This is a genomic window from Variovorax paradoxus EPS, assembly GCF_000184745.1.
GTDB lineage: Bacteria > Pseudomonadota > Gammaproteobacteria > Burkholderiales > Burkholderiaceae_C > Variovorax > Variovorax paradoxus_C.
This window is the reverse complement of the sequence record NC_014931.1, coordinates 3,336,967-3,355,207: the sequence shown is the minus strand read 5'-3', so window position 1 is coordinate 3,355,207 and position 18,241 is coordinate 3,336,967. Positions and strand designations below refer to the sequence as shown.

18 protein-coding genes are annotated in these 18,241 nt (G+C 66.5%); 9 read left to right on the top strand and 9 right to left on the bottom strand.

Annotation, left to right across the window (positions count from 1 at the left end; translation table 11 throughout):
* Nucleotides 1-42 precede the first annotated feature (42 nt).
* The 6 genes from VARPA_RS15570 to VARPA_RS15545 form a co-directional block, all read right to left on the bottom strand.
* A complete protein-coding gene (locus tag VARPA_RS15570; protein ID WP_013541537.1) occupies nt 43-618 on the bottom strand; it encodes a DUF2239 family protein in 576 nt (191 codons plus the stop codon).
* Nucleotides 619-685: 67 nt separating this feature from the next.
* Complete coding sequence (locus VARPA_RS15565) at nt 686-1,135, bottom strand: MarR family transcriptional regulator (RefSeq protein WP_013541536.1); 450 nt, start codon at nt 1,133-1,135, stop codon at nt 686-688.
* Nucleotides 1,132-1,497, bottom strand: a complete 366-nt coding sequence (locus VARPA_RS15560; protein ID WP_013541535.1) for a GIY-YIG nuclease family protein — start codon at nt 1,495-1,497, stop codon at nt 1,132-1,134. Before VARPA_RS15560 ends, VARPA_RS15565 begins: the two co-directional genes overlap by 4 nt.
* A 114-nt stretch (nt 1,498-1,611) precedes the next feature.
* Nucleotides 1,612-1,932, bottom strand: a complete 321-nt coding sequence (locus VARPA_RS15555; RefSeq protein WP_013541534.1) for a hypothetical protein — start codon at nt 1,930-1,932, stop codon at nt 1,612-1,614.
* A 16-nt stretch (nt 1,933-1,948) separates the two neighbouring features.
* The gene (locus tag VARPA_RS31645) at nt 1,949-2,890 is read right to left on the bottom strand and encodes a hypothetical protein (RefSeq protein ID WP_013541533.1); all 942 of its coding nucleotides are present in this window, start codon (nt 2,888-2,890) and stop codon (nt 1,949-1,951) included.
* A gap of 77 nt (nt 2,891-2,967) precedes the next feature.
* Nucleotides 2,968-3,657, bottom strand: a complete 690-nt coding sequence (locus VARPA_RS15545; RefSeq protein WP_013541532.1) for a hypothetical protein — start codon at nt 3,655-3,657, stop codon at nt 2,968-2,970.
* Nucleotides 3,658-4,039: 382 nt separating this feature from the next.
* Here VARPA_RS15545 and VARPA_RS15540 point away from each other — a divergent pair, with 382 nt between their 5' ends.
* The 6 genes from VARPA_RS15540 to VARPA_RS15515 all read left to right on the top strand — a co-directional run bounded on the left by VARPA_RS15540 (nt 4,040) and on the right by VARPA_RS15515 (nt 12,145).
* Complete coding sequence (locus tag VARPA_RS15540) at nt 4,040-4,834, top strand: LuxR C-terminal-related transcriptional regulator (RefSeq protein WP_013541531.1); 795 nt, start codon at nt 4,040-4,042, stop codon at nt 4,832-4,834.
* Between the two features lie 22 nt (nt 4,835-4,856).
* Nucleotides 4,857-5,849 carry a sensor histidine kinase gene (locus tag VARPA_RS15535; protein ID WP_234974752.1) on the top strand — a complete coding sequence of 331 codons (993 nt, stop codon included), beginning with the start codon at nt 4,857-4,859 and terminating at the stop codon, nt 5,847-5,849.
* Between the two features lie 80 nt (nt 5,850-5,929).
* A complete protein-coding gene (locus VARPA_RS15530) occupies nt 5,930-8,305 on the top strand; it encodes a Tex family protein (protein WP_013541529.1) in 2,376 nt (791 codons plus the stop codon).
* Nucleotides 8,306-8,338: 33 nt separating this feature from the next.
* Nucleotides 8,339-9,424 carry a phospholipase gene (locus tag VARPA_RS15525; protein WP_013541528.1) on the top strand — a complete coding sequence of 362 codons (1,086 nt, stop codon included), beginning with the start codon at nt 8,339-8,341 and terminating at the stop codon, nt 9,422-9,424.
* A 98-nt stretch (nt 9,425-9,522) separates the two neighbouring features.
* Complete coding sequence (locus VARPA_RS15520; RefSeq protein ID WP_013541527.1) at nt 9,523-10,512, top strand: tripartite tricarboxylate transporter substrate binding protein; 990 nt, start codon at nt 9,523-9,525, stop codon at nt 10,510-10,512.
* 157 nt (nt 10,513-10,669) lie between these two features.
* Nucleotides 10,670-12,145: a tannase/feruloyl esterase family alpha/beta hydrolase gene (locus tag VARPA_RS15515; RefSeq protein WP_144298995.1), complete on the top strand. Its 1,476-nt coding sequence runs from the start codon at nt 10,670-10,672 to the stop codon at nt 12,143-12,145.
* A 54-nt stretch (nt 12,146-12,199) separates the two neighbouring features.
* Here the strand turns inward: VARPA_RS15515 and VARPA_RS15510 are convergent, their stop codons facing one another.
* Nucleotides 12,200-13,336: an iron-containing alcohol dehydrogenase gene (locus tag VARPA_RS15510; protein ID WP_013541525.1), complete on the bottom strand. Its 1,137-nt coding sequence runs from the start codon at nt 13,334-13,336 to the stop codon at nt 12,200-12,202.
* Nucleotides 13,337-13,446: 110 nt separating this feature from the next.
* Here VARPA_RS15510 and VARPA_RS15505 point away from each other — a divergent pair, with 110 nt between their 5' ends.
* Genes VARPA_RS15505 through VARPA_RS15495 form a run of 3 tightly spaced genes read left to right on the top strand, consistent with a single transcriptional unit; the run spans nt 13,447 to nt 16,218 of the window.
* Nucleotides 13,447-14,322 (top strand): 2-keto-4-pentenoate hydratase, encoded by an 876-nt coding sequence (locus VARPA_RS15505; protein WP_013541524.1) that lies wholly within the window; start codon nt 13,447-13,449, stop codon nt 14,320-14,322.
* Nucleotides 14,323-14,368: 46 nt separating this feature from the next.
* Entirely contained in the window at nt 14,369-15,334 is a 966-nt protein-coding gene (locus VARPA_RS15500) for an alpha/beta hydrolase (RefSeq protein ID WP_013541523.1), read from the top strand.
* Complete coding sequence (locus tag VARPA_RS15495) at nt 15,331-16,218, top strand: YbgC/FadM family acyl-CoA thioesterase (protein ID WP_013541522.1); 888 nt, start codon at nt 15,331-15,333, stop codon at nt 16,216-16,218. The genes VARPA_RS15500 and VARPA_RS15495 overlap by 4 nt, the downstream gene beginning before the upstream one ends.
* On the opposite strand, the gene VARPA_RS15490 is transcribed toward VARPA_RS15495, so the two are convergent.
* A complete protein-coding gene (locus tag VARPA_RS15490; RefSeq protein ID WP_013541521.1) occupies nt 16,219-17,136 on the bottom strand; it encodes a hypothetical protein in 918 nt (305 codons plus the stop codon).
* A 145-nt stretch (nt 17,137-17,281) separates the two neighbouring features.
* On the bottom strand, nt 17,282-18,208 hold the full coding sequence (locus VARPA_RS15485) for a YgfZ/GcvT domain-containing protein (RefSeq protein WP_013541520.1): 927 nt from the start codon (nt 18,206-18,208) through the stop codon (nt 17,282-17,284).
* Nucleotides 18,209-18,241: the final 33 nt, after the last annotated feature.

The window sequence follows — 18,241 nt, the reverse complement described above, 5'->3', positions numbered from 1 at the left end:
CGGGGGGCGTTGTCGAGGTCGTCGAAGTCGCGGGGGGTGCGCTCATGCAGGGGTGCTCCAGCCGGCGGCTGACAGTTTTTGGAGATGGGTGCGCAGGTCCGCGGGCCAGGCGTCGATGAAACCCTCGAAGCGGTTGCGCTCGCCGGCGAACAGCGCGCGCGTGGCTTCCTCGAAGCCGGGCAGGGCGCCGGCGATCGCGGTCATGAAGCGGTAGGTGGCTTCGCGCGAGGCGCGCACGGCGTCGCGGTCGGCGTTGACGCGGCTCGCCTCCTGCACCAGCCGCCGCAGCGCCACCGAGGCACCGCCGGGCTGGCGGTTGAGCCAGTCCCAGTGGCGCGGCAGCAGCGTGACTTCGCGTGCGACCACGCCCAGCTTCGGGCGGCCGACGCCGCGCGGCGCGTCGTCATGGGCTTCGGCGGCGGTCGCATGCGGCACGACGCCGGCCTGGTTGTGCACATCGAAGTCGAGCGACTCGCCGGTCTGCGCGTCGAAGATGAGGTAGGGCGTGTCGTCCTTGCGTTCGCGCAATTGGGCGAGCACTTCGGCCGTGCTTCCTTCGGCGATGCGCTTGAAGCCGGCGAAAACGATCAGGTGAATGGGTTGCGTATCGGATGGCATGTCGAATGGGTTGCTTTTTCTTCCGGTCCGTTCGAACGAGGTCCGTAATCTACTCGTTCACACCTTCTCAGGCGTTCGGTGTGTCGTCGAGGCAAAGCGCAAGGAGCGCGGCATGGATCTGCGGCAGGTTTTCGATGTCGAGCGATTTCACCGCATCGGCGCAGATCGCCTCCACGGTCGTGACCGCGGCCTGCATCAGTTTCCTGCCGCCCGGTCGGAGGACCGCAACGCGATGGTTTTGGCGGCTGTCTCCGTTCGCGCCGGCCGTGCGTTCGGCCAGTCCTGTTTTTTCGAGCAGGACCATTTTGCGAAGCAGCGCCGACATCGGCAACCCCAAGGCGCGCGAAAGCGCGGGCATCGCCATGCGGCCGTCTTCGGAGCGCAGCAACAGATGAAGCAGCCTGAAGTCCTCGTAGTCCAGCCCGTGGAAGGCGCCCAGGTTGTCCTGGAGCTTCAGATTCAGGTTGGCATGCGCGCGGCTGATGGTGAGGCAGAAATCCAGCGCATCGGCGGTCATGGCGTGTTGTAGCCCTTGTCGCCGGTGCACTGGAGTTCTTCGCGCCAGAGTTCGAGCAGTTTCTCGAGCTCGGCGGCGCGGTCGAAGGCAGGGTCATCGTCGCGCTCCTTCACGCGGTCGATCACCTCGAAGCTGAAGTGCTCGGCGCCGTGGGCGATCCAGTCGCGCACCAGCGCCTTGTTGCGGTGCGAACGCAGGCCCAGCTCGAAGCGAGCCCGGTTCATCGCGCCTTCGACATCGAGGCTGCCGGACACATAGACGCGGCCGTTCAGCGTGTTGCGGATGACGAAGACGCCCGCGGGGAGCACCGTTTCCTTGTATTTCCTGACGAGGGCGCGCCGCGTCTCTTGTGGCATGTTCATGCCGTTGATATTACCCGGGTGAAATATAAAACGCAATATAACCCGGGTAAAAATGGTGCCGCACGGCAAAGCGGCCGGGACGACCCGGCCGCGCTTGCAACTGCTCGAGCCCTGCTACTTCCGCGCCGGCCGGAAGAACAGGTATTCGCCGCGCCCCAGCTCGGGCGTGACCTCGTAGCCCGAGCACAGCTCGTTGGCGCACTGGATCACGACCACGCGCGGCCAGATGGTCGCCGACGTCGGATAGCCGGGCAGGTACTGCGGCACGTGCCACACGCCGAGGTCGCCGACCGGCTCGGCGTTGTCGGTGCCGCTGGCGTTCTGCAGGCCGCTGCCGAAGGTCACCCGTTCGATGCGCAGGTTGGGAACGACAGGGCCCGCGGAGGCCGAAGCCACACAGCAAGCCGCGATCCAGAGGAAGACGGTCCTGGTCATCATGGGCTCCGGGCTGTCATTGCGAGACGGCGTCCGCTTGCGGAAGCGACGCGATCTCGCCGATGGGCTCGACGGCCACGGCGCCGGCGGGCTCGACCGGCATGGTCACCGCGGCCTGCTGCGGCTCTTCCTGCGCGGGCTGCGCCGGTTGCATCGGAGCCGTCGCTTGCGGCACGGGCGCCGCTTCGACGAGGGGAGCCTGCGGCAATGGCAGCGGCGGCGGCGCCGACGTCGACGTGGATGTCGACGTGGGAGGGGGCACCGAAGCCACCTGCGGCGCAATGGCCACCGCCTGCGGCGGCTGCATCGGCTGCACCGACACCGCGATGGGCTGCATGGGCGCCATGGGTGGCGTCATCGCGGCGACCGGCTGGCCGACCACCTGCGCGGCGGCGTTCGCCGGCGAGGCATACGGCCCGAATGCGCTCACGCGCTCCGCGGCGGTCATGGACTGCGGGCACTTCGTGCCGGTCATCTCCAGCGCGGCCATGGCGGCGGAGTCCATGCAGTCCATCGCGAGCGACGCCGCCTTCATGCCCTTGTTCCAGAGCTCGCGGCTCATCTTCAGGCGCTTGCAGTGCTCGTCCGTCCAGGTGGTGCCGAAGCTGATGCCGACGCCCGGGCCGTTCGCGCTGGCGCTCGTGCTGCCCATGCAGGTGTCGTTGCTGGTGGTCAGGTTGGGCCCGTTGACCGAGGGCACGTTCTTGATCGTGTAGCTGCCCTGGTAGTCCACCGTGCTGGTCGTGGCACCTGTGTTGTTGATGTTCTGGTTGCTGCTCAGCGTCGAGCGGGTGGTGGTGTCCGCCGGCGTGTTGCTGTTGAAGTTAACGGCCTGGGTGTTGCCCTGCGCCGATGTGGTAGCCGAACTCGATGACTGGTTGTTGGCGCCGCCCGCCGTCTGCGCGTAAGCGCCGCCCGCGGACAAGCCCATCAAGGTCAGGACAATCAGTTTCTTCATGTTCTCACTCCTTTGAAAGCCGGGGGAGGGGGCGTGCCCCTCCCCATTTCTGGTCCAACAACCGTGGCATGCCCCGTTCAGGGAGCCGATGCGACGGAGCCGGCGCCCGCGGTGCCGCCGGTGCCGCCGCCATTGCTGAGGCCGCCCGCATTGCCGAACGCGAAGTTGGTCACGCCGAAGGAGCCGCCGGCCGAGCCCGCCGTCGCGGAGGTGGTCGTGCCGTTGACGAAGCCGTTGATGGCGCCCGACGAGGCGTTGTAGCCCGACGTGGTGCCCGAGGTGCGCGTCACCACTGCCAGACCGCCGCCAGGACCGGCTGCGGTGGCAGCCGTGTTGTTGGTGGTGGAGCTTGCGGTGCCGCCTGCCGCGCCGCTCACCTGGTTCGGGCCGCCCGCGGAGTAGTTGGCACCGGCGGACGAGCCTGCATTGGCCGAGGCATTGGCACCGCCGAGGGCTGCGCCGTTGCCGGTCGTCGCGGCAACACTGGTCACGCGGCCTTGGGTGGTTGCCGAGCCGCTGGCTGTTGCACCACCGACACGCAGACCCGGAATGCTGATCGCGCCGCCTGCTGCATTGGCCGTGGCCGCCGAGCTGGAAGTGGCTGCGTTGTAGCTCAATGCGCTGCCGGTGCCGGAGCTCGCTGCCGTCGACCCTGCCGAGCTGGAAGAACCGGTGCTCGTGTTGGTGACGGCCAGCGCCGTGGTGCTGGTTGCCGAGGCCACGCCTGCAAGCAGGACCACGGCTGCCGTGATGAGAGTCTTCTTCATGATGATGCTTCCTCGATAGTGTTGAAACGAACCCGATCGCCGGCGTATCCGGCCATCAGCCAACGGTCAGCGAGCGCGGAGTGAATGTTTCCGTTGCGACCGGGATGCAGTTTCAGCGTCGAGAAGGAATCTAAAAATGCCCTGTGGTGGGTAATGTGAGGCTATGGCGAAAGCAATGGGAGGGGAGGGTGCGGAGGCCCCGCCAATGGGTCCCTTTCCGCATGGCGGCCCTCGTCGAACCTACGCCTTTAGTACACATTAGTCCTGGGATGCAACAAGACGAAACTAAAGTAATCAAAAAAGCTTCAAGGCAAAATTTGAGTAGAAATGAATTAACTTTTGCTCACGAACAAGCGGTAGTTTTTGTCACTAGGGGATAGAAATGGAAAATGAGCTTGACATTTCGTTGACAGAGGTCAACGCGAGCGCTAGGAATTTCTCGAATCCTGGCCAGTTCGGCGGGCTGCTTGCCCCCTCTGCCGACTCGCTGCCCTGGCCCGACTATCTGACGGGCCAACAGACCAAGCCGGTGCGCGTCGTGCTGGTCGACGACGACCCCTTTGTCAGACGCGTCATCGCACAGGAACTGCTCGGCGACCTGCGCATCCAGCTCGAAGGCCAGGCCGGCAGCCTGCGCGAAGGGCGGCGCCTCCTGATGCAGCATGAATTCGACGTGCTCATGGTCGACATTCGCCTGGGAGACGGCAGCGGCTTCGAGCTGATCGAAGAAGCCAAGAAACACCGCAGTGCCGCCGAAATCATCGTCATCTCGGCCATCGAGGACGAACCCCAGGTGCTGCACGCCTTCGAACTCGGCGCCTCCGGTTTCCTGGTGAAGAACGCATGGTTCCAGAGCTATGCGCAGGCCGTGCTGCAAGTGGTCAACGGGGGCGCCGCCATCACGCCGCGGCTCGCGCGACGCCTGCTCGTGCACCTGGACCACCAGCGCAGCAACCAGAGCCCGGTGCGCCCGCCCGAGACCAAGGCCGCGCTGTCCGCACGGGAGCGCGAAGTGTTGCGACTTGTAGCCACTGGGTATGTGACCGAAGAGATCGCATTGCAGCTCACCATCAGCGCGCAAACGGTCAACGCCCACGTGAAGAACATCTACCGCAAACTGCACGCGCACACCCGTGCCCAGGCGGTGAGCTTCGCCTCGCACAGGGGACTCCTCTGACACCGTTGCAACCCACAACGGTATGCAACGGGTCGATACGGTCATGTGGTCCTCGGTGCCCCAGTTACCGCATTACCTCGAAGACCAGTTCGTGTGGCTCTCGATCGCCGCATGGTCCGCGCTCCTGGCCTGGCTCTGGCCCCGCGCCTCGCGCCGCCGGATGCTGCTGTGGGCCGCGCTGGCCGGTGCGCTGCACCTCACGCCGGTAACAGGGCAGGTGCTGCGGGCCACCTCGGCGATGTCTGTGGAGATCAACGACATCCCGCTCGCGTTCTGGGCGCTGCAGGGCGTCAACGTGGCCGTGCTCGGAATGATCCTGGGCATCTGGTATCTCTCGCGCCGCCGCGTCGCGCGATTCCGGCAGGTGCAGGCGGTGCTGGCCGAGCGGCGCCGCATCGCCAGTGACCTGCATGACGGCGTCGGCTCCCGGCTGATGGCGCTCCTGGCCAGCCAGGACCCGCGCGCGGCCGAGCCCAGCGAGCTGTCGAGGGCGCTGCAGGCCTGCCTGCTCGAACTGCAGATGACCGTCGATTCCCTGGACGACGAGGCCTCGGCCACCATCGTCGAGCGGCTGGCCCACCTGCGCTACCGGCTGCAGCCAGCGTTCGACCGGCTGGGCATCGGCCTCGTGTGGCATGTGCAGGACGTGCCGCTCGCCCGCACGCTGTCCGCCGAATCCGCGATGCAGATCTGCCGGATCGCGCAAGAGGCCCTGTCGAATGTGCTGCGCCACTCCCACGCGAGCATCGTCGAGGTGCGCTTCGGCCCGCTGGGACGCGCGCGCGGGCTCGTGCTCGAAGTGCAGGACAACGGCCGCGGCCTCCAGGCATCGGCGCCCATGCCGCTGGAGCAACTGGGCAAGGGGCTTCGCAGCATGCGTGCGCGGGCCGATGCGCTGGGCGGCGAGCTGGCCGTCATGGACACCGAGCCGCACGGGCTGCGCGTGCGCCTCGTGGTGTCGGACGCCGAAGCCGCGCCGGCCAGCGCGGGGCTGGACACTGCGAGCAGCCTGTAACAACGCGCGGGGCCGCTGCCGCCGGAGCCCGTCCGCGCCTATGGCAAACTTCCGCGCTTTGCCCGGGATGCGCTCAAGACATGCAGAAAATCATTCGCCAGCTCGCCACTGAAATCAAGGTCGGCGAGCACCAGGTGAAGGCCGCCGTCGAACTGCTCGACGAAGGCGCCACGGTTCCTTTCATCGCCCGTTACCGCAAGGAAGTGACCGGCGGCCTCGACGACATCCAGCTGCGCGAACTCGAAGCCCGTCTTTCCTACCTGCGCGAACTCGAAGACCGCCGCGTGGCGGTGCTCAAAGCCATCGACGAACAGGGCAAGCTCACCCCCCAGCTGCGCGCCGCGATCGAATTCGCGCCCACCAAGCAGGAACTCGAAGACCTGTACCTGCCGTTCAAGCAGAAGCGCCGCACCAAGGGCCAGATCGCCCGCGAATTCGGCATCGAGCCGCTCGCCGACAAGCTGCTGGCCGACCCCACGCTGGACCCGGCCGTCGAAGCCAAGGCCTTTCTGCAGCCCGCCACCACGCTGGACGACGGCAAGCCGGGCCCCGATTTCTCCACCGTGCCGCTCGTGCTCGATGGCGTGCGCGACATCCTTTCCGAGCGCTGGGCCGAAGACGCCGTTCTTGTGCAGCGCCTGCGCGAATGGCTCTGGGCCGAGGGCCTGCTCAAGTCCAGCCTCATGGCCGGCAAGGACGAAAACAACGCCGACATCGCCAAGTTCCGCGACTACTTCGAGTACGACGAGCCCATCGGCCGCGTGCCGTCGCACCGCGCATTGGCCGTGTTCCGCGGCCGCGCGCTCGACATCCTCGATGCCAAGCTGGTGCTGCCCGTGGAGCCCGAGCCGGGCAAGCCCAGCATCGCCGAGGGCAAGATTGCGCTGCACCTGGGCTGGAGCCACGCGGGCCGCCCGGCCGACGACCTGCTGCGCAAGTGCGTGGCCTGGACCTGGCGCGTGAAGCTGGCGCTGTCCACCGAGCGCGACCTGTTCACCCGCCTGCGCGAAGAGGCCGAAAAGGTCGCCATCAAGGTCTTCGCCGACAACCTGCGCGACCTGCTGCTGGCCGCACCCGCCGGCCCGCGCGTCGTGATGGGCCTGGACCCCGGCATCCGCACCGGCGTGAAGGTCGCCGTGGTCGATGCCACCGGCAAGCTGGTCGAGACCGCCACCGTGTTCCCGCACGAGCCGCGCAAGGACTGGGAAGGGTCGCTCCACACCCTCGGCAAGCTCTGCGCCAAGCACGGCGTGAACCTCATCGCCATCGGCAACGGCACCGCCAGCCGCGAGACCGACAAGCTGGCCGCCGACCTCATCAAGCTGCTGGCCAAGATGGCCGCACAGGCCAGCGCGCCCGAGATGACGGTCGAGAAGGTCGTGGTCAGCGAGGCGGGCGCCTCCGTGTATTCCGCCAGCGAATTCGCCTCGCAGGAGATGCCCGACGTGGACGTGAGCCTGCGCGGCGCCGCTTCCATCGCGCGCCGCCTGCAGGACCCGCTGGCCGAGCTCGTGAAGATCGACCCCAAGAGCATCGGCGTGGGCCAGTACCAGCACGACGTGAACCAGAGCGAACTCGCCCGCACCCTGCAGGCCGTGGTCGAAGACTGCGTGAACTCGGTGGGCGTGGACCTCAACACCGCGAGCGTGCCGCTGCTCAGCCGTGTGTCCGGCCTCTCGGGCAGCGTGGCCAAGGCCGTGGTGCGCTGGCGCGAATCGAACGGCGCGTTTTCCACCCGGAAGCAATTGCTCGACGTGACCGGCTTCGGCCCCAAGGCCTTCGAGCAGAGCGCCGGGTTCCTGCGCATCCGCGGCGGTGCCGACCCGCTGGACATCACCGGCGTGCACCCCGAAACCTATCCGCTGGTCGAGCAGATCATCGTGAAGACCGGCAAGCCCATCGCCGAACTGATGGGCCGCGCCGAGATGCTCAAGACCCTGAAGCCCGAGCTCTTCGCCAACGAGAAGTTCGGCGTCATCACGGTCAAGGACATCCTGGGCGAACTCGAGAAGCCCGGCCGCGACCCGCGTCCCGACTTCAAGGTGGCGCGCTTCAACGACGGCGTGGACGACATCAAGGACCTGGTCGAAGGAATGATCCTCGAAGGCACCGTGAGCAACGTCGCCCAGTTCGGCGCCTTTGTCGACCTCGGCGTGCACCAGGACGGCCTGGTGCACGTGAGCCAGCTGAGCCACAAGTTCGTGAACGATGCGCGCGAGGTCGTGAAGACCGGCGACATCGTCAAGGTCAAGGTGATGGAAGTGGACGTGGCGCGCAAGCGCATCGGCCTGTCGATGAAGCTGGACGCAGCGCCCGCGCGCCGCGACGGGCCGCGCGACAACCGCTTCGAAGGGGCGGGGCGAGGCAATCAGCAGCAGCCGCGCCGCGACAACTCGCCGCAGCCCGCGGGGCAGATGGCCAGTGCGTTTGCGAAGCTGCAGGGGTTGCGCAAGTAACCGTGCCGCACGGTTCTTGCTGACGCATCCGGCATGAAAGCCCTGCGCATCTACGCCGGCCCCGCGGCCCGCAAGCACATCGAGCAGCACGGCCTCCGCGCCGAGGACGTTCGCACCGTCCCCGGCGCGGCGGGCGGCCCCAAGGGCCTGATCCTCGGACCGCTCGATCGCTTCATCTTCGGCCGCTGGCTCACGCAGTCGAGCCAGCAAGTGCACCTGGTGGGCGCGTCGATCGGCGCGTGGCGGCTCGCGACGGCGTGCCTCTCCGACCCCGAGGCCGCCTTTCAGCGTTTCGAGCACGACTACGTTCGCCAGCAGTTCGAAGTGCCGCCGGGGCAGAAGCGCCTGAGTCCGCGGCAGCTCAGCGAGCGATTCGCCGAAAGCCTGGTCGATTTCTACGGCGGCCGCATCGGCGAGGTGCTGAACCATCCGCGCTACCGGCTGCATGTGGTGACCTCGCGCGGCCGCCACATCCTCGGGCGCGAGGGCAGGGCGCGCACGCCGTTCGGCTACCTGGGCGCCTTTGCCTCGAACAGCGTCTACCGCAAGAGCCTGGGCGCGTGGCTGGAGCGCTGCGTGTTCTCCACGCCGGGCGCGGCGCTGCCTTTCGGCACGCAGGACTTCCGCACCCGCCAGCACGCGCTGAGCGAAGCCAACTTCAACCTGGTGCTGCAAGCCTCGTGCTCGATCCCGTTCCTGCTGGCCGCGGTGCACGACATCCCCGGCGCGCCGCGCGGTGCGTACTGGGACGGCGGCATCACCGACTACCACCTGCACCTGGACTACCAGCCTGCCGACGAAGGCATCGTGTTGTACCCGCACTTCCAGCGCGCGGTGGTGCCGGGCTGGCTCGACAAGGGCCTGCGCTGGCGCCACAAGTCCACGGGTTTCCTCGACCGCATGGTGGTGCTCGCGCCCGATCCCGAATGGGTGAAGTCGCTGCCCAACGGCAAGCTGCCGGACCGCAAGGACTTCATTCATTTCCAGAACGATGCGCAGGCGCGTATCACGGCGTGGGGTAAGGCGACGCGTGAGGCACAGCGGCTGTCGGATGAGTTCGAAGGGTGGCTCGCCGATGGGTTTGTGAAGGGGCGCGTGCCCGACGTTCTGCCGCTCTGAGCAGGCGAGGGCGCTCGTCCGCCGGGACAAACCCTGACTGGCGCGGCTGTTTGCGCTTCGAGAATGGATCGATCCATTCAAGAAAGAGACAAGCCGCCATGCCCCATCCCCAGCCTCCCACGCTGACCCGCCGCCAGTTCACGCTCGCCGCCGCCGCATCCAGCCTCGCCGTTCCGGCCTTCGCACAGACCGCGTGGCCGAGCAAACCGATCCGCATCGTCGTGCCCTACACGCCCGGCGGCTTCACCGACCAGATGGCGCGGCTCGTGCAGATCGGCCTGCAGACGCGCCTCGGCCAGCCGGTGCTCATCGACAACAAGCCCGGCGCCAACAGCCTCATCGGCGTCGACGCCATCGCCAAGGCGCCGGCCGACGGCAGCACTTTCGGCGTCGTCATCGCGGCGTATGCGGCCAACACCACGCTGTACCCCAAGCTGCCCTACGACCCGCAGAAGGACCTGACGGGCGTCTCGCTGATGGGCGTCTCGCCGCTGCTGGCCGCGGTGAACATCAACGCGCCGTTCAAGACCGCGCGCGAACTCATCGACTACGCACGCGCCAACCCGGGCAAGGTGAGCTTCGGCTCCTCGGGCAACGGCTCGGCCGCGCACCTGACGACCGAGCTGTGGAAGTCGCTCACGCAGACTTACATGATCCACATCCCGTACCGCGGCGCGGTGCCTGCGCTGACCGACCTCATGGGCGGGCAGATTCAGCTTTTCTTCGATGCGCCCACCGGCCTCATCAACCAGGCCAAGGCCGGCAAGGTGCGGCTGATCGGCGTGGCGGGCGACAAGCGCCTCGCGGCCGCGCCCGACGTGCCGACCTTCATCGAGCAGGGTTTCGCGGGCTTCACCGGCAGCACCTGGGCCGGAATGCTGGCGCCGGCGGGCACGCCGCGCGACGTCGTCAAGCGCATGTCGGAGGAAGTCGCGCGGATCATCAAGAGCGACGAGACGCGCGCCAAGCTCGACGCGATGGGCACGATTCCGGCGGGCAGCACGCCCGAGGAGTTCGATGCGTTCATCACCGCGGAGACGGCGAAGTGGGGGAAGGTCATCCGGACGGCGGGGGTGAAGGCGGAATAACGCACCTGCGCGTGCACTGAAGGTCATTCGAATGGCGCCGCAGGGATAGCGCGGCCCGTCGCCAGGCGATTGAGAATTTCACGGCCTCACAGAAGGTATGGCGCCATTGGGAAATGGATGCCCGTGAATATTCAATTCAATCAATTGGAGACAAATCTTGACCAAGACAGAAAATAGCGGGTCTTTGGGGCGGCATCATTCGCTTTGGTTGCGCAAGTCGTCTTTTTTGGCAATGGCTTGCGGGGGCATTTTTTCATCCGCTCATGCGGCCAGCGATATTTCCAGCACCCTTATCCGGACATGTTCCAACCAGCTGAATGGATCGACATACGGCGATGCCGTATTGAATGATTTCCGCAATTACAAATTTCCTTCGCCAAAGACCGGCGGATTCAAGATCACATCGGTGCAACAGATCTGGCTCGCGCTTCCTTCCTATTGCCTGATCAAGGGAACAATTCAGCCCACCTCTCCTGGAGGAATTGATCCAGCAGTCAAGGCGCCCGATTATCGGATTCCCGATATCAATTATCAAATCTATATTCCGTCGCAATGGAATGGGAAATTCGTCCAACTGGGTGGCGGCGGATTTGCCTGGAGTTCCGACGTCGTGGCGGCGGGCCAGCAAAGCAATCAGCAATTCTCACCTTCATTTCAGGGATCGGCGCTGGCGAATTACGCGGTCGTTCTAAGTGATGCGGGCGCTGGTGAATCGTCCAAAGCCTTCGATCCACAATTCGTGCGGCCCGGCAGGCAACTCAGTGATGTTCCCAAGCAGGAAGCGGTAAAGAATTTCGGGCAGGATTCCATCAAGAAATCGCTTGATGTCGGGTTATATCTGGTTAAAAAACTGACAGGAATTGCGCCCAGCGATACCTATTTCGTAGGTATTTCCACCGGCGGCAGGCAGGCATTGAAAGCCATTGCCAATTGGCCGGACGCTTACGACGGCGTTGTGGCGGGCGCGCCTCCCGTTGACGAAACCAATCTGCTCAAGACGCTGGAGGTGCCGGCGGTCGTCAATGATTGGGTGGTCAACTGGAACAGCGGTGCGGCCATGTTGACCAGCTTGTTCGGCGGCGATGTATCCGAGCAAACCTTGAGCGATGGGCTGGGCGCGACATCCCGGCATCTGGCGAATGTCGCTATTGAATCGGGTGCGAATTACGATGGATATAGCAAGCTATTGGATGAATTTGCGCCTGTATGGAATGTCAAGCCGGGTGATCTTGCCAATTTCTTCAATGCAGCCTCGAACCAGAAAAAGGCCGGCAAGAAAGGAAAGAAGATCATCATTTATCAGGGGACATCCGATTTTCTGGTCCCTTGCACCCAGGCTGGTGGATTTGTCAGTAAATTGACCCAAAAGGCAGCTGCGGACGAAGTAAATAATTCGGTGCGTGCCTATTTCATCGAGAACTACAGCCACGGGTTTTACAACACCAATTCATTGCTCAATAGATTGGGATTGAGCCCCCTGCAATTGAATTGGAATGCGGTGTCCGACCTCGACAAATGGGTGCACGACGACAACGCTCCGGCCGGCGCACCGTCGCTTGCGAGAAATGCCTCGGGCGGAATTCCCGCGGATCAGGCATTGAGCGCATGGGGATGCCTGGCCGCATCCCATTGATCCAGATCGCGCAACCGGCATGCCCAACGGCGCGGGCAGCCGGCGCCGGGCCACTTACATCGACGCTTCGAGCATCGCCTTGTAGTCGTCGCGCGTAGCGAGCCGCGGATTGGTCTTGTGGCAGTGGTCGGCCATGGCGCCGTCGATGATCTGCTCGAACAGCGCGGGCGTGACGCCGACTTCCGCCAGGCCCTTCGGCAGTCCGAGGCGCGCGTTCATGTCGCGGATCGCTTCGCCGAGATCGCCGGGCGAATCCAGGTGCATGGCCTGCGCCATGCGCTGCAGGCGCTGGTCCTTCTGAACCGACTCGGCGCCCGCGTTGAAGTGGATCACCGCAGGCAGGAAGAGGGCGTTGAGCGTGCCGTGGTGCAGGCGCGGATCGACGCCGCCCAGGCTGTGGCTGAGCGAATGCACGCAGCCCAGGCCCTTCTGGAACGCCATCGCGCCCTGCATCGAGGCGCTCATGAGATTCAGGCGCGCCTCGCGGTCGCTGCCGTCCTTGGTCGCGCGCTCGATGTGCAGCCAGGCGCGCTCCAGGCCGTCCAGGCCGATGCCGTCGGCCGGTGGGTTGAACGCGGCCGACATGAAGGTTTCCATGCAATGCGCAATCGCGTCCATGCCGGTGGCGGCCGTCAGCTTGGGCGGCAGGCCGAGCGTGAGTTCGGGGTCGCAGATCGCGGCCTTGGGCATCAGGAACCAGCTGTGGAAGCCGAGCTTGCGGTGGTCGTCCACGATGACGATCGCGCCACGCGCCACTTCGCTGCCGGTGCCGCTGGTGGTGGGCACCGCAATGAGCGGCACCGCGCGGTCGGTGATCTTCGGCGAGCCGCCTTCGATGGTCGCGTAGGTCTTGAGCGGGCCTTCGTGCGTGGCGGCAATCGCCACGCCCTTGGCGCAGTCGATGGCCGAGCCGCCGCCCACGGCGATGAGGCCGTCGCAGCGGCCGCTGCGGTAGAGCTCGACGGCGGCGCGCACCGCGGCCTCGGTGGGGTTGGAGGGGGTCTGGTCGAACACCGAGACCTCCAGGTCGGCGATGGCGTCGAGCGCCTTCTGCAGCACGCCGGCCGCGCGCACGCCGGCGTCGGTCACGATCAGCGGGCGGTGGATGCCGATGCGCGCGCATTCGCTGGACAGGAGCTTGATGGCGCCGAATTCGAACTGGATCTGGGTGAGGTACTGGATGAGTGCCATGGATCGTGGGACGTGTGGACGTGGTGGGTGGGTGCCCGGACGCAGGGAAAAGCGTCGGGGAAGTACGATTGCCGACCATCCGAATCTAACAACAGGGGACAGCCTTGCACATGAACAAAACCCTTGCCGCTGTCACGCTCGGCACACTCGTGGCGGCAGCGTCCGCGGGAGCGCACGCTGCCTGCCTCGGCGATGCGCAGGTGGCCGATTTCTTCGCCGCCCGCGAAGCCCGCACGCCCGCCGCCGACATCGAGAACCTCGATGAAGCCGATGCCGCGTGCACCCGTGCCAAGCTCAACGCGCTGCTCGCGCGCAAGCACGGCGCGGTCATCGGCTACAAGGCCGGCCTCACGAACCCCGCGGTGCAGAAGCGCTTCAACTACGACAAGCCGGTGTGGGGCGTGCTCTACCAGGGCATGCTGCTGGACAGCGGCGCGGTGGTCAATGCCGCCTTCGGCGCGCGGCCGCTCTTCGAGGCTGACATGCTGGTGCGCGTGAAGAGCGCCGACATCAACAGCGCGAAGACGTCGGCCGATGTGCTGGCGAACATCGACCAGGTCATTCCCTTCATCGAACTGCCCGACCTTGTGGTGCAGACGCCGCCCAAACTCAACGGGCCGGGCCTCGCGGCCATCAACGTGGCGGCGCGCCTCGGCGTGAAGGGCTTGCCGGTCGATGTGCCCACCACGGCCGGCGGACAGGCCTGGCTGCTGGAGAGCCTGCGCGACATGACGGTGGTGATGAAGGACGGGCAGGGCGCCGAGCTGGCGCGCGGCAAGGGCGCCGACATCCTGGAGCATCCGCTCAACGCGGTCGTGTGGCTGGCCGGGGCGCTCGCGAAAGAGGGCCTGGCGCTGAAGGCCGGCGATCTCGTGAGCCTGGGTTCGTTCTCTCCGCTGCTGCCGCCCAAGGCGGGGCAGACCGTGCTGGTGACCTACGAAGGCTTGTCGCGCATGCAGCCCGTGGTCGTGACGTTCAGCAAGTAGATAAATAAACAAACAAACAATCCATCGATCGATCGACCAAGTGCGCATGACAGGCAACCCTCCCACGACATTCCCCCCGCACCCGCTGACCGCGAAGATGGCCAGCGTGGTCGAGCGCATGGCGCGCGCCGGCCATGCGACGCTCGATCAGCTCTCGCCCGACGAGGCCAAGGCCTCTTATGAAAAAGGCGCGGGCGTGCTCGAAGTGCCCAAGCCAGAACTGGCGCGCATCGAAGACTTCACCATCGCCGCGCGTGACGGCTTTGCGATACCCGCGCGGCTCTACGCGCCCTCATCGGACGTGCTGCCGGTGCTGGTGTACTTCCATGGCGGCGGCTTCACGGTCGGCAACGTCCGCACGCACGACACGCTGTGCCGCGTGCTGAGCAGCAAGAGCGGCTGCGCGGTGGTGTCGGTCGACTACCGGCTCGCGCCCGCGCACAAGTTTCCGACCGCATCCGACGACGCGTGGGACGCGTTCCAGTTCGTCGCCACGCAAGGCGCGAGCCTCGGGCTCGACGGCAGCCGCCTCGCGGTCGGCGGCGACAGCGCCGGCGGCACGCTGGCCGCGGTGTGCGCGATCATGGCGCGCGATGCGGGGCTGCCGCTCGCGCTGCAGATGCTGATCTACCCCGGCATGACGGCGCACCAGGACACACCATCGCACCAGCGCTTCGAGCACGGCCCGTTGCTCACGAAGGCGATGATCGATTTCTTCTTCGCGCAGTACGTCCGCACGCCGGCCGACCGCGACGACTGGCGCTTTGCGCCGCTGCTGGCCGACGACGTCGACGGCGTGGCGCCCGCGTGGATCGGCCTCGCGGAATGCGACCCGGTGGTGGACGAAGGCATCGCCTACGCCGACAAGCTGCGCGCCGCGGGCGTGCAAGTCGACCTGGAGATCTACCGCGGCGTGATCCACGAATTCATCAAGATGGGCCGCGCATTGCCCGAAGCGCTGCAGGCGCAAGGCGACGCGGCCCGGGCACTCAAGGAAGCATTGGCACCATGACGACAGAGACAAGAACCGCAGCGAACCGACGCGAGGACTTCCGCTTTTTCCACCGCCTGCGCGTGCGCTGGGCCGAGGTGGACATGCAGAAGATCGTCTTCAACGCGCACTACCTCATGTACTTCGACACCGCCATCGCCGACTACTGGCGCGCGATGGCGCTGCCGTACGAAGAGGCGATGCATTCGCTGGGCGGCGACCTGTACGTGCGCAAGGCGACGATCGATTTCCGTGCCTCGGCGCGCATGGACGATGTGATCGACGTGGGCATGAAGTGCGCGCGCATCGGCAATTCGTCGATCGTGTTCGAGGGCGCGCTGTTCCGGCAGGACCAGTACCTGGTCGGCTGCGAACTGGTCTATGTGTTCGCCGATCCGGCCACGCAGACTTCGAAGGCGGTGCCCGCGGGGCTGCGAGAAGTGCTGCTGGGCTTCGAGGCCGGTGAAGCGATGCGGACCGTGGAGACCGGCGGATGGGACGCGCTCGGCGAAGGCGCGGGCGCCCTGCGGCGCGCGGTGTTCATCGAGGAGCAGAACATTCCGAAGGAACTGGAGTGGGACGCGCACGATGCCGTCGTGCTGCACGCGGTGGCGCGCAATCGCCTCGGGCAAGTCATCGCGACCGGGCGGTTGCTCGATGCGGAAGACGGCGTCTCCCACATCGGCCGCATGGCGGTGCACCGCACGCTGCGAAGCGGCGGGCATGGCGCGGCCGTGATGCAGGCGCTGGAAGAAGCGGCGCGGGCGCGCGGCGACCGCGAAGTGGCGCTCAATGCGCAGCGCAGCGCCGAGCGGTTCTATGCGCGGCTCGGTTATGCGGTGCACGGCGAGCCGTTCGAAGAAGCCGGCATCCCGCACGTCGAGATGCGCCGCTCGCTGCGCTGATCAGTAGCGGCTGGGCGGATCCGGCACGTAGCCGGAGTCCGAACCGGGGAACGGCGACGGGCCCGCGGGACGCGGCCAGCGCGGCGTCGGCGGCACCGGAATCACGCCCGCCGCAATGAGGTTGTCGCGGCTGTCGTAGCGGATGCGGACCACTTCGTCGGGCGTCGACTGCGCGCGCTCGAAGTTCGTCTTGCCGACGTACGAGGTTTCGCGGCGGCCGTGGGCCGTGCCCAGGCTTGGAGCCGGTGCCTGGCGGCGCGCCATGCTGCCGGCGGGTGCGTCGCCAGAGGCCGCGGCCTCGGCGGGCGCCGATTTGGCCTTGGCATCGCCCAGCGCAGACGATTCGCTCCGCAATTCGCGGTCGCGCGAGCTGTACTCGTCGCGGCTCGGATAGGGCGCGATCGGGGGAGGCGGCGGCACCGGCACGTTCTCGCGGAACAGCGCGACACCGATCACGCCGACGTCGTCGGGCCGGCCGGTGCGGCTTGCGTAGGAGTTGCCGGCAGAGGCGAATTCGAAGGCCGCGATCTGCGAATCGCTCTTGCGCCAGCCGGTGATGTCGCTGTTTTCGCGCGCGCCGAACACGTAGCCCGTCTGCCCGATGCCCGCGGTTTCGCCGCTGACGACGTTGACGCCGTCCACCGACATCACGGCCATGATGCGTTCGCCCATCGCGTTGCGCGCCCGGATGGCGTAGCGCGCGCCGGGGCGGCCGGCCACCCAGTATTCGCCGCGGTGGCGGTAGATCGGGAGTTCGGCGCCCGTCGTGCGATCGACAATGGCGATCTGCATGATCGAGCCGATGCGGCTCGAAGAAGAGGGCGGCGCGAACGGGCGGGCCGGGCTTTCGGCAGCGGCCGCCAGGCCGGTGGTGAGGGCGGTCAGGGCCAGGACGGTGGAAAAAAGTCTGCGCTTCATGGTGCTCTTCCTTGCCAGGAGTGGGTCGATGCAGGCTTCTACGGCGCAGCATCGACGGCGGGGTTAAGCGTCGCGCAAAAAAATGGCGCCATCTTTTTCGATGGCGCCGAACGCCCTCTTGGTCCGGGCGTTGGGGGAAGAAAGATCAGATGTCTTCGAGCAAGGCGTAAGGGAGCGGCTCGACCGTCAAGGCCGGGCCGGTGGCCGCGCCGGCATGCAGGGCGCCGGCTTCGAGCGCCGAGATCTGCATCGAGACCAGCGCCGACCAGCCGCCGCCGGGCGCCTGTGCAGCCTGGGCCACGGTGCCGACGGGCTGTTCGCCATCGCTGGCTGCGAACACTTCCTGGCCCACCGCCACGGGCGCATCGGCCTGCATGAGGTAGGTGCGGCGCTTCAGCGTGCCGCGGAACTGGCTGCGCGCCACGATCTCCTGGCCGGGGTAGCAGCCCTTCTTGAAGTTCACGCCGCCCACCGATTCGTAATTGATCATCTGCGGCACGAAGGCTTCGATGATGGGCGTGGTCACGGTCACGATGCCGCTGCGAACTTCGCTCCATTGCCAGAGATCGGCATCGAGCTTCGGGCCGGCCGGCGCGGCATGGTGGGCGGGGGCGATCCACAAGGCGCGCGGCACGCCGTCGGCCGGGTAGAGCGACACCACGCTGATGTCGTCGCCGATGGCGGTGCGCTTGCCGGGTGGCGTGGCCGCATCCAGGCCGTTGGCGGTGAGCGCGGTGCCGGCCAGGCCGTAGAGCGCGAACTGGTCGGTGGCGTCGGTCAGCTTGGCCTTGGCGCGCAGCACGTACATCGAGAGGCGCTTGAGCGTCGCTGCGAGGATGTCGCGGCTGCACACAAGAAGGATCGACTCGGGTTGCGGCCGGATACCGATGAAGCTTGCGATCACGCGGCCCTTGGCGGTGCAGAGCGCGGCCAGACGGGCTTCGGTGGCGCCGAGCAGGGAGAAATCCTGGGTCAGCTGTCCGTGCAGGAAGCTGGCGGCATCGGGGCCTTCGGCGCGGATCACGCCGAGGTGCGAGAGGGTGGCTACCCCGTTGAGAACGACTGTGGTCATCGCTGAATTATCATGGCCGGGCCTGTTCCTTCC

Coding starts and splice junctions, on each gene's coding strand:
- VARPA_RS15570 (WP_013541537.1), bottom strand. CDS start 618: ATGCCATCCGATACGCAACCCATTCACCTGATCGTTTTCGCCGGCTTC.
- VARPA_RS15565 (WP_013541536.1), bottom strand. CDS start 1,135: ATGACCGCCGATGCGCTGGATTTCTGCCTCACCATCAGCCGCGCGCAT.
- VARPA_RS15560 (WP_013541535.1), bottom strand. CDS start 1,497: ATGAACATGCCACAAGAGACGCGGCGCGCCCTCGTCAGGAAATACAAG.
- VARPA_RS15555 (WP_013541534.1), bottom strand. CDS start 1,932: ATGACCAGGACCGTCTTCCTCTGGATCGCGGCTTGCTGTGTGGCTTCG.
- VARPA_RS31645 (WP_013541533.1), bottom strand. CDS start 2,890: ATGAAGAAACTGATTGTCCTGACCTTGATGGGCTTGTCCGCGGGCGGC.
- VARPA_RS15545 (WP_013541532.1), bottom strand. CDS start 3,657: ATGAAGAAGACTCTCATCACGGCAGCCGTGGTCCTGCTTGCAGGCGTG.
- VARPA_RS15540 (WP_013541531.1), top strand. CDS start 4,040: ATGGAAAATGAGCTTGACATTTCGTTGACAGAGGTCAACGCGAGCGCT.
- VARPA_RS15535 (WP_234974752.1), top strand. CDS start 4,857: ATGCAACGGGTCGATACGGTCATGTGGTCCTCGGTGCCCCAGTTACCG.
- VARPA_RS15530 (WP_013541529.1), top strand. CDS start 5,930: ATGCAGAAAATCATTCGCCAGCTCGCCACTGAAATCAAGGTCGGCGAG.
- VARPA_RS15525 (WP_013541528.1), top strand. CDS start 8,339: ATGAAAGCCCTGCGCATCTACGCCGGCCCCGCGGCCCGCAAGCACATC.
- VARPA_RS15520 (WP_013541527.1), top strand. CDS start 9,523: ATGCCCCATCCCCAGCCTCCCACGCTGACCCGCCGCCAGTTCACGCTC.
- VARPA_RS15510 (WP_013541525.1), bottom strand. CDS start 13,336: ATGGCACTCATCCAGTACCTCACCCAGATCCAGTTCGAATTCGGCGCC.
- VARPA_RS15505 (WP_013541524.1), top strand. CDS start 13,447: ATGAACAAAACCCTTGCCGCTGTCACGCTCGGCACACTCGTGGCGGCA.
- VARPA_RS15500 (WP_013541523.1), top strand. CDS start 14,369: ATGACAGGCAACCCTCCCACGACATTCCCCCCGCACCCGCTGACCGCG.
- VARPA_RS15495 (WP_013541522.1), top strand. CDS start 15,331: ATGACGACAGAGACAAGAACCGCAGCGAACCGACGCGAGGACTTCCGC.
- VARPA_RS15490 (WP_013541521.1), bottom strand. CDS start 17,136: ATGAAGCGCAGACTTTTTTCCACCGTCCTGGCCCTGACCGCCCTCACC.
- VARPA_RS15485 (WP_013541520.1), bottom strand. CDS start 18,208: ATGACCACAGTCGTTCTCAACGGGGTAGCCACCCTCTCGCACCTCGGC.